Genomic DNA, 12,006 nt, shown 5'->3' on the forward strand with positions numbered 1-12,006 from the left:
GTCCAGGCTGGTCATCGTGCCGTCCAGGTGATCCAGGCCGGCTTCCAGGCGTTCCACCGTGGCGTTGAGGGCCGACAGGGAACTGCTCAGCTCCTTCATGGTGATGCTCAACCCGTCGAGGACGTCTTCGACCTGCTCCACGGTCTTGTCGGCGTTCAACGCGGCCTGGGTGAGCGTCTTGATCCGGCTTCGCTCTTGCCCCCCGCGCGCGGTTCTGTCTGCCATGACCGTCATTATTACCCCTGCGCCGAGCCGGTGTGGCAGGCGTCACCATTCCCATTTTGATAGGGTTCCTATCTAATTTCCCTGTCGAAATCTCTGCCCGCGTCTGGCGTGAAGGAGGATGGCGTTGACGAAAACCCGCGGGGGGCCTGGCTTTCTGCGTCAGCCGAGATCGGTGTGGGCCGTTGCCTTCGCGTGTGTGATCTCGTTCATGGGCATCGGTCTGGTGGATCCGATCTTGCCGACGATGGCGAGCCGGCTGCACGCGACACCCGAGCAGATTTCGCTGTTGTTCACCAGCTACCTGCTGGTCACCGCGGTGGCGATGCTGATCACCGGCTGGGTGTCCTCCAGGATCGGCGCCAAGCTGACGCTTGTCGTCGGACTGGTCATCATCGTGGTGTTCAGTGCCCTTGCCGGAGCCGCCGGTGGAGTGAACGGAATCATAGGTTTTCGGGCCGGGTGGGGTCTGGGCAACGCGCTGTTCATTGCCACCTCGCTGGCGGTCATCGTGGGGGCGGCCAGCGGTGGCTTCGCGGGCGCGATCGTGCTCTATGAGGCCGCGCTGGGTGTCGGCATCGCGATGGGGCCGATGGTGGGCGCCGCACTTGGCGGGATCAGTTGGCGTGGGCCGTTTTTCGGGGTAGCCGCGCTCATGGGAGTCGCCCTCATCTGCGTGCTCACGTTGGTTGCGCCGGCTCCACTGCCGGCCGAGCGGGCGCGGATCGCGGACCCGATCAACGCGCTACGCAATCGCGGTCTTTCGACCATCGCGGTCGCCGCCCTGCTGTACAACTCGGGCTTCTTCATCGTCATGAGCTATTCGCCGTATCCAATGAAGATCGGCATACACGAACTGGGCTTGGTGTTTTTCGGCTGGGGCCTGCTCGTCGCGGTGTTCGCGGTCTTCTGCGCGCCGTGGGCGCAGCGACGCTTCGGTACCGCCCGCTCGCTCTACCTGACGCTGTTCTTGATGTCGCTGGACTTGGTGGCGATTGGAGTGTGGATCGCCCGCCCGCCCGTGGTGATCGCTTGCGTGATAGCCAGCGGCGCCTTCATCGGAATGAACAACACGCTGGTCACCAGCACGGTCATGCAGGTATCGCCGGTGCCGCGGCCCACGGCCTCCGCGGCGTACAGCTTCGTGCGGTTCATCGGCGCCGGCCTCGCGCCGTGGCTCGGTGGAATCGTGGCCGCTCACTACGGTCAGGCGGCGCTGTTCTACCTTGCGGGAGGCGCGGTGTTCCTCGGCCTGCCGGTGCTCGCCACCGCGCACGGCCTGGTGGCCAGGGCCCACGTGCCCTCCGCACACGAAAACGACGAGGCCGCTGAGGAAATCGTCGAGTCGGCCGAGGGCAATGTGCTATACGGCCATCTGCGTGGCGTCGACGCCGCGCCGCTTGCCGACGCCGAACTCACGCTGGTCGACGACGCCGGTCGCCAGGTCGCGCACGGACGGTCAAGCGCCGACGGCTACTACCACCTCGTCGGCCCGGTCGCCGGCAGCCATACCCTCGTCGTCGCGAGTAACGGTGACAAACAAGACTTTCCGGTGCAGCTGAGCCGAGCGTCGACAGAACTGTCGCTGCGGCTGGACGGATGCCCCGTCTCTTAGCGACCGGCCCAGCTCACGCCTGGTGTCGCGTGACTGCGGACGTGTCCGATGGCAGCTTCGCCGCGGCGTCCTCGTCGAGCAGCCACAGCGTGGTGTCCAGCCCGACCGCCCCGGCGGCCGGCACCGAAACCGGTGCCGCGCCGCCGATGGCGGCGGCCACCGCGTCGGCCTTGCCGCCGCCGGACACCAGCAGCCAGACTTCGCGAGAACGCGCAATGGCGGGCAGCGTCAACGTGATTCGTTGCGGCGGCGGCTTGGGCGAGTCGTCGACCGACACCACCATCCGGGTGGTTTCGAGCACGGCCGGGGTGTCGGGGAACAGGGAGTTGATGTGGCCTTCGGGTCCCATGCCCAGCAGGTGCACGTCGAAGTTCGGAACCGGCTCGCCGGGTTCGGCGTTGGCGGCCAGCAACTGCTCGTAGGCCAGCGCCGCCGCGGCCAGATCGCTGCCGAATTCCCCGTCGCTGGCCGGCATCGGGTGCACCTGGCTCGACGGGATGTCGACCTGGGAGAGCAGCGCCGCCCGCGCCTGCTTGTCGTTGCGCTCGTCGTCGTCCTCGGGGACGTAGCGTTCGTCGCCCCAGAACAGATGCACCTTTGACCAGTCGATCTCGCGTCCGGCCAGCGACTGCAGCAGCCCGATGCCGTTGCCGCCGCCGGTGAGCACGATGAGCGCCCGGCCGCGGCCCGCAACGGCGTTCGCGATGGTGTCGGTCAGCCGCGCGGCGGCGGCCTCGACCATCGTCTTGCTATCCGGGAAAATCTCGATGCTGGTGCTCACACGTATTGCACTTTCTCGATCCCTTCGAGCGCTGATTGGTAAACCTCGTCGGCGTCCAGCCGCCGCAGGTCTTCGGCGAGGCACTCGCCGGTTTCCCTGCGCGCCAAGGGGAGTAGGGCGTCCGGTCGCGACGTCCGGCTCAACGTGGCCGTCCTTCCTTCCTGCGGCCGGCTCAAGACGATGGTTTCGCTCTTGCGCTCCAGTTCGATCTTGAGTTCGCCGACCGCCCGGCGCACCGGGCCGTCGATCCGGCTGGCCAGCCACCCGGCCAGCACGTCCAGGGCGGGCTCGGTCGCCAGACCGGACACCAGCGCCGACTCGATCGGTTCGTGCGGCGCCAGGTCGACCGCCGAGGTGAGCAGCGCACGCCAGTAGGTGATCCGCGCCCAGGCCAGGTCGGTGTCACCCGCGGTGTATCCGGGCAGCCGGCTCTTGATGGCCGCCAACGGGTCCACCCCGTTGGTCGCGTCGGTGATGCGACGAATCGCCAACCGCCCCAACGGGTCTTGCGCGGGTACCGTCGGCGCGACGTCGGGCCACCACACCACCACCGGGATGTCGGGCAGCAGGAACGGCGTGACCACGCTGGCGGCGTGGCCGGAGAGCGCACCGGACAGCCGCAACACCACGACTTCGCTGGCGCCGGTGTCCCCGCCGGCGCGCAGCTGGGCGTCCAGGCGCGGCTTGTCCGCATACGGATTGCCCCGCATCGTCACGATGATCCGGCTGGGGTGCTCATGGCTGGCGTCGTTGGCCGCCTGCAGCGACTCTTCGAGGATATCCTCGCTGTCCGGCGCGATGATCAGCGTCAGCACCCGGCCCATCGCCACGGCCCCGACCCTTTCCCGCAGTTCGTCGAGCCTCTTGTTGACCGCCGTGGTGGTGGTGTCTTCCATATCAATGATCACGGGCGCCGCCATTCCCGGCCGGTGCGCCGCAGCATCTCGAACGCCGAGTCCGGACCCCAGGTGCCCGACTCGTACGGTTCGGGCTTACCGTCCGCCGCCCAATTGTTGAGCACGGGATCGAGTATGTCCCAAGCCAATTCGACCTCTTCGTTCACCGGGAACAGGGACGGCTCGCCGAGCAGCACATCGAGGATCAACTGTTCATAGGCCTCCGGCGACTCCTCGGCGAACGCCGAACCGTAGGAGAAGTCCATGTTGACGTCGCGGACCTCCATCGCGGTGCCCGGCACCTTGGAGCCGAACCGCAGCGTGACGCCCTCGTCGGGCTGTACCCGGATCACCATGGCGTTGGTGCCCAGCTCGTCGGTCATGGTGGCATCGAACGGCAGGTGCGGCGCCCGCTTGAAGACCAGGGCGATCTCGGTCACCCTGCGGCCCAGGCGTTTTCCGGTACGCAGGTAGAAGGGCACCCCCGCCCAGCGGCGGGTGTCCACCTCGAGCGTGATGGCGGCGAACGTCTCGGTGGTCGAGTCCTTGGCGAAGCCTTCCTCGTCGAGCAGCCCGACCACCTTCTCGCCGCCCTGCCAGCCGGCGGCGTACTGACCGCGGCTGGTCGTCTCATCGAGGGGCTCGGCGAGGTGGGTGGCCGAGAGCACCTTGATCTTCTCGGCCTGCAGCGCCGAGGGGCTGAAGCTGACCGGCTCCTCCATCGCGGTCAGCGCCAGCAGCTGCATCAGGTGGTTCTGAATGACGTCGCGCGCGGCGCCGATGCCGTCGTAATAGCCGGCCCGGCCGCCCAGTCCGATGTCCTCGGCCATGGTGATCTGCACGTGGTCGACGTAGTGCGCGTTCCAGATCGGGTCGAACAACTGATTGGCGAACCGCAGCGCCAGGATATTGCGGACCGTCTCCTTGCCCAGGTAGTGGTCGATCCGGAACACCGACTCCTCCGGGAACACACTGTTGACGGTTTTGTTCAGGGCCTGGGCACTCTCCAGATCGTGGCCGAACGGTTTCTCGATGACCACCCGACTCCACCGCTCGCCCTGCGGGCGCGCCAGGCCGGACTTGTGTAGTTGTTCACACACCATCGGGAAGGAATTCGGCGGGATGGCCAGATAGAAGGCGTGGTTGCCGCCCGTGCCGCGCTCGGCGTCCAGCTTGTCCAGGGTCTCGGCCAGCCGGCCGAACGCCTCGTCGTCGTCGAAAGCGCCCGGGACAAAACGGAATCCCTCGGCCAGCCGGTCCCAGTTCTCCTGGCGGAACGGCGTGCGGCAGTGTTCCTTGACGGCCTCGTGCACCACCTTGCCGAAATCCTGGGTGCTCCAATCCCGGCGGGCGAAGCCCACCAGCGAGAAGCTGGGCGGCAGCAGACCGCGATTGGCCAGGTCGTAGATGGCCGGCATGACCTTCTTGCGGGCCAGGTCGCCGGTGACGCCGAAGATCACCATCCCGCACGGCCCCGCGATCCGCGGGAGCCGCTTGTCGCGCTTGTCCCGTAACGGGTTATGCCATTGTTGCGCGGTGCGGGCTGGGCTCATTTGGAGGCGGAACCCAGCTGCTTCTGAGTTTCTTCCAGCAGCTCGGTCCAGGAATCCACGAACTTCTCCACGCCCTCGTTCTCGAGCACCTTGAAGACGTCGGTCAGATCGATGCCGATCTGGTCCAGCTTGTCGAACACCGCCTGGGCGTCCTCGGCGGTGCCGGTGACGGTGTCGCCCTTGATCTCACCGTGGTCGGCGACGGCGTCAATCGTCTTCTCCGGCATAGTGTTCACCGTGTTGGGTGCCACCAGCTCGGTGACGTAGAGGGTGTCGGAGTAGTCGGGGTTCTTCACACCGGTGGACGCCCACAGCGGACGCTGCACCCGGGCGCCGTCGGCCTTGAGCGACTCGAAGCGATCGCCGCCCTCGAACACCTCCTGGTAGGCCGCGTAGGCCAGGCGCGCGTTGGCCACCCCGGCCTTGCCCAGCAGCGCCTTGGCGTCGTCGGACCCGATCTTCTCCAGCCGCTTGTCCACCTCGGTGTCCACCCGGGACACGAAAAACGATGCGACGGAATGGATCTTGGAGATGTCGTGGCCCGCCTCGCGGGCCTTTTCCAGGCCGGCCAGGTAGGCGTCCATCACCTGGCGGTGCCGCTCGACGGAGAAGATCAACGTGACGTTGACCGAAATGCCTTCCGCGAGAACGGCGGTGATCGCCGGAATGCCGGCCTTGGTCGCCGGAATCTTGATGAACAGGTTGGGCCGGTCGACGATCTTCCACAACTCGACGGCCTGGGCGACGGTCTTGTCGGTCTCGGCGGCCAGCCGAGGGTCGACCTCGATGGACACCCGTCCGTCGACGCCGTCGGAAGCCTCCCACTCCCGCTTGAGCACGTCGCACGCATTGCGCACGTCGTCGGTGGTGACGGTGCGGATGGTCGCGTCCACATCGGCGCCACGCTCGGCCAACTCGGCGATCTGGCCTTCGTACGCATCGCCCTCGGCGAGCGCCTTCTGGAAGATCGACGGGTTGGTGGTCACGCCGACAACGCTTTTCGTGTCGATCAGCTCCTGCAGGTTGCCCGACTGCAGCCGCTGTCGGGACAAGTCATCCAGCCAGACGGATACACCCGCGGCGGACAGCGCCGCGAGGTTGGGGTTCTGAGTCATTTGAAAGGCCCTTTCTCAGTTGTCCACTACCTGTTCCGCGGCGGCCGCGACGGCTTCTGCGGTGAAACCGAATTCCCGGAACAACGTTTTGTAATCGGCGGACTCGCCATAGTGTTCGATCGAGACGATCCTGCCGGTGTCGCCGACGAGCTTGTGCCAGGACTGGGCCACCCCGGCCTCGACGGCCACCCGCGCCGATACGGTCGGCGGCAGCACGCTGTCGCGGTAGTCCTCCGGCTGGGACTCGAACCACTCGACGCACGGCATGGAGACCACCCGCGCCACAATGTCCTTGTCCGCCAACAACTTCTGCGCATCAACGGCGAGCTGGACCTCCGAGCCGGTCGCGATCAGCACCACGTCTGGCTCTTGGCCGGGCTCCTCGCCGTCCGAGCCCAGAACGTAGCCGCCCCGGGCGACACCCTCGGCGCTGGTGCCCTCCAGCACCGGCACATTCTGGCGCGTCAGCATCAGGCCGACGGGGCCGCTGCCGTTGCCGCGGGCCAGGACCGTGCGCCAGGCGTAGGCCGTCTCGTTGGCGTCGGCCGGGCGCACCACCGAGAGGTTCGGGATGGCGCGCAGCGCCGCGAGGTGCTCGATCGGCTGATGGGTCGGGCCGTCCTCGCCAAGGCCGATCGAGTCGTGGGTCCACACGTAGATCGTGTCGATGTCCATCAACGAGGCCAGCCGCACCGCGGGCCGCATGTAGTCGGAGAACTGCAGGAAGGTGCCGCCGTAGGCGCGGGTGGGTCCATGCAGGACGATGCCGGACAGGATGGCGCCCATCGCGTGCTCGCGCACACCGAAGTGCAACGTCCGGCCGTACCAGTGCGCCGTGTAGTCCTTGGTCGAAATGGACGGCGGCCCAAAGGAATCGGCGCCCTTGATGGTGGTGTTGTTGCTACCCGCCAGGTCGGCCGAACCACCCCACAGCTCCGGCAGCTTCGGCCCGAGCGCGTTGAGAACTTCGTTGGAGGCCTTGCGGGTGGCGATCGGGTCGGAGCCGGGCTCCCAGCGCGGCAGGTCGGCGTCCCAGCCGTCGGGCAGCTCCTCGGCGGTCAACCGGTCCAGCAGCGCCTTGCGTTCGGGTTGTGCCTGCGCCCAGGCGTCGAAATCGGCCTGCCACTTCTCGTGGGCTTCCTTGCCGCGGTCCACCAGCTTGCGGGTGTGGGCGATCACCTCGTCGCGCACCTCGAACTTCTTGTCCGGGTCGAAGCCGAGGATCTCCTTGACGGCGGCGACTTCCTCGTCGCCCAGTGCCGCGCCGTGCGCCTTGCCGGTGTTCATCAGCTTGGGCGCGGGGTAGCCGATGATGGTGCGCAGCGAGATGAACGACGGCCGGTCGGTGGCCGCCTTCGCGTTGGCGATGGCCTCCTCGATCGCGACGACGTTTTCGCCGCCCTCGATCTCCTGCACGTGCCAGCCGTAGGCGCGGTACCGCGCGGCGGTGTCCTCGCACAGGGCGATGTTGGTGTCGTCCTCGATGGAGATCTCGTTGTGGTCGTAGAAGACGATCAGGTTGCCCAGCTGCTGGACGGCCGCCAGCGACGAGGCCTCCGAGGTGACGCCCTCTTCGATGTCGCCGTCGGAGGCGATCACGTAAATGAAGTGGTCGAACGGGCTGGTGCCCGGGGCGGCGTCCGGATCGAACAGCCCGCGCTCATAGCGCGCGGCCATCGCCATGCCCACCGCCGAGGCCAGGCCCTGGCCCAGTGGTCCGGTGGTGATCTCCACGCCCTTGGTGTGCCGGAATTCCGGATGCCCGGGGGTCTTCGACCCCCAGGTGCGCAGCGATTCGATGTCGGACAGCTCCAGCCCAAAACCGCCCAGGTACAGCTGCAGGTACAGCGTCAGGCTGCTGTGCCCGCAGGACAGGACGAACCGGTCGCGGCCCAGCCAGTAGGTGTCGCTGGGATCGTGGACCATCGCCCGCTGAAACAGGGTGTATGCCAGCGGCGCCAGGCTCATCGCCGTCCCGGGATGGCCGTTGCCGACCTTTTGCACCGCGTCGGCGGCCAGCACCCGGATGGTGTCGACGGCGGCCGAGTCGAGCTCGGACCAGTCGTCGGGAAGGTGCGGTTGGGTCAGCGTGGAGATCTCTTCGAGTGTCGTCACAGACTCAGTCCTTGGGTCATCGAGCTGATGAATCCCACCCTAGTGCGGGAGGGCCGGCTCTTGCAGCGCAGGATTTCGGGTACCCACCGCCGGCAGGTGTGAAAATTACGCGCCCGTCGAAAGTGCCTGACATTCAGTTCGCGAATCTGGGAAAAGTCTGCGGGAACCGACCCGCGGGCGGGCCATCGCCACACCGCGGTCTACCATCGTGTGTAGTAGATGCTGCGCGCCGCTGCGACCCCAAGGAGTAATTGCGTGAGCGTTCGCGGGCGCGTCGCGCCGAGCCGATTGCCAAGCCGGATACACGGCACGGTGCTGGCTTATCTGGCGCTGACCAAGCCGCGGGTCATCGAACTGCTGCTCGTCACCGCGATCCCGGCCATGCTGCTGGCCCAGCGCGGCACGGTGAACCCGCTGCTGATCGTCAACACGCTGATCGGCGGGATGCTGGCCGCCGGGGGTGCCAACACGCTGAACTGCGTGGCCGACGCCGACATCGACAAGGTGATGAAGCGCACGGCCCGCCGGCCGCTCGCGCGCGCCGCGGTGCCCACGCGCAACGCGCTGGTGCTCGGCCTGGTGCTGACGGTGGCGTCGTTCTTTTGGCTGTGGTGGACCAGCAACCTGTTGTCCGGGCTGCTGGCCCTGGCCACGATCGCGTTCTACGTGTTCGTCTACACCCTGCTGCTCAAGCGCCGCACCTGGCAGAACGTGGTGTGGGGCGGCGCCGCCGGCTGCATGCCGGTCATGATCGGCTGGTCTGCCGTCACGGGCACCATCGGCTGGCCCGCGCTGGTGATGTTCGCGATCATCTTCTTCTGGACGCCGCCGCACACCTGGGCGCTGGCGATGCGCTACAAGGACGACTACAAGGCGGCGGGCGTGCCGATGCTGCCGGCCGTGGCGACCGAGCGTCAGGTGACCAAGCAGATCCTGATCTACACCTGGCTGACGGTGCTGGCCACGCTGGCGCTGGCGCTGGCGACCGGCTGGCTGTACGCCGCGGTCGCCCTGGTGGCCGGGGTGTGGTTCCTGGCGATGGCCCACCAGCTCTACGCCGGGGTCCGCGCCGGCGAGCCGGTCCGGCCGCTGCGGTTGTTCCTGCAGTCGAACAACTACTTGGCGGTGGTGTTCTGCGCGCTCGCCATCGACTCGGCCATCGGGCTGCCGCACCTGTTCTGAGCCGGTCGTCGACTCGCGTCGCCTCGGTGCCGTGACCGCAGCACCCGGCGAATTCGAGAACTGATTTCTTATCTGGGATCGGTAGCCGGTCCACGGGATCACACTTCAGGCATGGCAACTAACCGCCTCGTCAGGACGTTGGTCGCCGGAACGCTGCTTTCGGCCGGCCTGTCCTTCTGCGACATGGGCATCACCACGGGTATCGCCGAAGCCCAACCCGGGCCGATCCCGCTGGACGCGTGGCCCGGCTGTCCCAACGACCACCCCCAGGGGCCGTGCCGCTGGTGCCCCGGGCAACCGTTGCCGCCGACCGGCAACCATGTCACCAACCCCGTCGTCTGGGACAACAACGTCTGCCACACCTACTATTACGTCTGGTTCGGACAGGGCAATGTCGCCCAAAACATCTGGGACGGCGACAACCCGCCGGCACCGCCACCACCACCGCCGCCGGGCCTCATCAATAGAGACAATTGCCAGCAGCTTCTGGGAATCTTCTGCCCTCACGCGTAGCGGCTCGAATCATCTAGGGCAGCAGCACGATCGAGCCCGCCGTCTTGCGGCCCTGCAGGTCCTGGTGGGCGCGCGCCGCTTCGGCCAGCGGATAGCGCCCGCCGACCTCGACGGTGATGTCGCCGCCGGCGATCGCGGCGAACAATTCCTCTGCCCGCCAACTGAATTCCTGGCCGGTGCGCACGAAGTGCGCCAGCGACGGCCGGGTCAACGACACCGAGCCGGCGGCGTTGAGGCGCTGCGGGTCGAACGGTGGAACGGGTCCGCTGGCCGCGCCGAACAACGCCAGCGTGCCCCGGACGGCCAGGCTGGCGAGGCTCGCGTCGAAGGTGCTCGCGCCCACGCCGTCGTACACCGCGGCCACCCCGGCGCCGTCGGTCAGCGAGCGGATCCGCTCGCCGAACGCCGCTGCGTCCTCGGGATAGGGGAGCACCTCGTCGGCGCCCGCCCGCCGGGACAGCCGCTCCTTCTCCGGCGTCGAGACCGTGGTGATCACCCGCGCCCCGAGCAGGTTGGCCCACTGCGTCAGGATCAGGCCGACGCCGCCCGCGCCGGCGTGCACCAGCACCGTGTCGCCCGCCTGCACCGGATACACCGACTTGAGCAGGTAGTGCGCGGTCAGGCCCTTCAGCAGGGCCGAGGCCGCCACGTCGGCGGTCACGCCGTCGGGCACCTCGGCGGTCAAATGCGCTGGGGCCGTGGCATATTCGGCATACCCACCGGACGCCGCGGCGCTGACCACGCGGTCGCCGACGCGCAACCCGTCGACGCCGTCGCCGAGGGCTTCGATGGTTCCGGCCAGCTCCGAGCCGAGGACGAACGGCAACTCGCGCGGGTACTGCCCGGAGCGGAAATAGGTGTCGATGTAGTTGACGCCGATGGCCTCGGCCTTGATCAGCACCTCGCCGGGCCCGGGGGCCGGCTGGGGCGTATCGACGTAGCGCAGCACCTCGGGGCCGCCGGTCTCGCTGACTTCGATTGCGTGCATCCGCTTATCATGCCCGGGCATGAAGCTCGCTCGCCCGGACGTCTTCCATCCCCGCATCGTGCTGGCGGGGTCCGGTGACGGCGCGGCCGGCGACGCCGGTCTGGTGGCGGCGCTGCGGCGACGCGGTCTGCACGCGCGCTGGCTGCCTTGGGACGACCCGGAAACCGCCAGCGCAGATCTGGTGATATTGCGCGCCGGCGCGGACGCCCGGGATCGACGCGACGAATTCCTGGCGTGGACCCGACGAGTCCGCCACCTGCTCAACCCGCCCGGCGCCATCGCTTGGAACCTCGATGAGCGGTATCTGCGCGACCTCGAGGACGACGGCGTGCCGACGCAGCGCGACCGGCCCGTCGCGCGGGCGTCGTTGATCTTCGTGGGCGGCGAACGGTCGCACGCCTGGCCGGTGGAGCCGGAGTTCGAATCGTGGGATCTGGGCCACGCCGCGCTGACGTCGGCCGCGCGGCGCGCCGGGATGAGCACCGGGGAGCTGCTCTATGCGCGCGTGGACCTTGCCGGCGACCGGGTGGCGGCGCTGGATCTGGTCGCGCCGTCGCTGGGGTGGCGTCGGCTGGCCCCCGCGGGCCGCGAGATCGCCCAGCGTCAGTTCGCCGTCGCGGTGCAGTCAGCCTGCGAGCGGCTCGGGCTGGGCCCGCTCTCGCATGGCCGCCCATAGCGCAGCGGTGGCCGCGGTGCAGGCCGCGGCCCCGGCCACGTGCAGGGCGACCAGCACGGCGGGGACTCCGGTGTAGTACTGCGCGGTGCCGACGGCGGCCTGGGCGAACACCAGCGCGAGCAGCACGGCGAGCCGCACCAGCACGGGCCGGGCGGCGCGCACGGCCAGCAGCCCGAAGCCCAGCCCCACCAACAGGGCCAGGTAGGCGATCAGCAGCGACGAGTGCAGGTGCACCAGGGTGTCGACCTCGACTTCGAGCCGCGGCACCGTGCGGGTGGGGCTGCGATCACCGGCGTGCGGGCCGGCGGCCGTCACCAGCGTGCCGGTGACCAGCACGGCGGCCAGGTTCA

General features: G+C 68.2%; 9 protein-coding genes and 3 pseudogenes. 4 read left to right on the forward strand and 8 right to left on the reverse strand.

Annotated elements, in window-relative coordinates; genetic code table 11:
- Nucleotides 1-234 (reverse strand): annotated as a pseudogene (locus tag A5646_RS12595) (ATPase); the annotation flags it as partial.
- A 109-nt stretch (nt 235-343) separates the two neighbouring features.
- Here A5646_RS12595 and A5646_RS12600 point away from each other — a divergent pair.
- Nucleotides 344-1,576, forward strand: a pseudogene (locus tag A5646_RS12600) (MFS transporter); the annotation flags it as partial.
- Between the two features lie 274 nt (nt 1,577-1,850).
- On the opposite strand, the gene pgl reads toward A5646_RS12600, so the two are convergent.
- The 5 genes from pgl to tkt are packed head-to-tail and all read right to left on the reverse strand — an operon-like array spanning nt 1,851 to nt 8,297.
- Complete coding sequence (pgl, locus tag A5646_RS12605) at nt 1,851-2,618, reverse strand: 6-phosphogluconolactonase (protein ID WP_066864488.1); 768 nt, start codon at nt 2,616-2,618, stop codon at nt 1,851-1,853.
- Nucleotides 2,615-3,526: a glucose-6-phosphate dehydrogenase assembly protein OpcA gene (opcA, locus tag A5646_RS12610; RefSeq protein WP_066864529.1), complete on the reverse strand. Its 912-nt coding sequence runs from the start codon at nt 3,524-3,526 to the stop codon at nt 2,615-2,617. The genes pgl and opcA overlap by 4 nt, the downstream gene beginning before the upstream one ends.
- On the reverse strand, nt 3,523-5,067 hold the full coding sequence (gene zwf / locus A5646_RS12615; RefSeq protein WP_066864486.1) for a glucose-6-phosphate dehydrogenase: 1,545 nt from the start codon (nt 5,065-5,067) through the stop codon (nt 3,523-3,525). Before zwf ends, opcA begins: the two co-directional genes overlap by 4 nt.
- Nucleotides 5,064-6,182, reverse strand: coding sequence for a transaldolase (gene tal / locus A5646_RS12620; RefSeq protein ID WP_066864484.1), 1,119 nt, complete (start codon nt 6,180-6,182; stop codon nt 5,064-5,066). The genes zwf and tal overlap by 4 nt, the downstream gene beginning before the upstream one ends.
- A gap of 15 nt (nt 6,183-6,197) precedes the next feature.
- On the reverse strand, nt 6,198-8,297 hold the full coding sequence (tkt, locus tag A5646_RS12625; RefSeq protein ID WP_066864482.1) for a transketolase: 2,100 nt from the start codon (nt 8,295-8,297) through the stop codon (nt 6,198-6,200).
- A 255-nt stretch (nt 8,298-8,552) separates the two neighbouring features.
- Here tkt and A5646_RS12630 point away from each other — a divergent pair, with 255 nt between their 5' ends.
- Complete coding sequence (locus A5646_RS12630; protein WP_067021953.1) at nt 8,553-9,479, forward strand: heme o synthase; 927 nt, start codon at nt 8,553-8,555, stop codon at nt 9,477-9,479.
- Between the two features lie 111 nt (nt 9,480-9,590).
- On the forward strand, nt 9,591-9,992 hold the full coding sequence (locus A5646_RS12635; protein WP_067021955.1) for a hypothetical protein: 402 nt from the start codon (nt 9,591-9,593) through the stop codon (nt 9,990-9,992).
- A 13-nt stretch (nt 9,993-10,005) separates the two neighbouring features.
- Here A5646_RS12635 and A5646_RS12640 read toward each other — a convergent pair whose 3' ends face one another.
- Entirely contained in the window at nt 10,006-10,980 is a 975-nt protein-coding gene (locus A5646_RS12640; protein ID WP_067021957.1) for a quinone oxidoreductase, read from the reverse strand.
- 19 nt (nt 10,981-10,999) lie between these two features.
- Here A5646_RS12640 and A5646_RS12645 point away from each other — a divergent pair, with 19 nt between their 5' ends.
- Nucleotides 11,000-11,656: a hypothetical protein gene (locus tag A5646_RS12645; protein ID WP_066879320.1), complete on the forward strand. Its 657-nt coding sequence runs from the start codon at nt 11,000-11,002 to the stop codon at nt 11,654-11,656.
- On the opposite strand, the pseudogene A5646_RS12650 reads toward A5646_RS12645, so the two are convergent.
- Nucleotides 11,606-12,006 (reverse strand): annotated as a pseudogene (locus tag A5646_RS12650) (heme A synthase); the annotation flags it as partial. The gene A5646_RS12645 and the pseudogene A5646_RS12650 sit on opposite strands and share 51 nt — an antisense overlap.

Source organism: Mycobacterium sp. 1245499.0 (assembly GCF_001673615.1).
Taxonomy (GTDB): domain Bacteria; phylum Actinomycetota; class Actinomycetes; order Mycobacteriales; family Mycobacteriaceae; genus Mycobacterium; species Mycobacterium europaeum_A.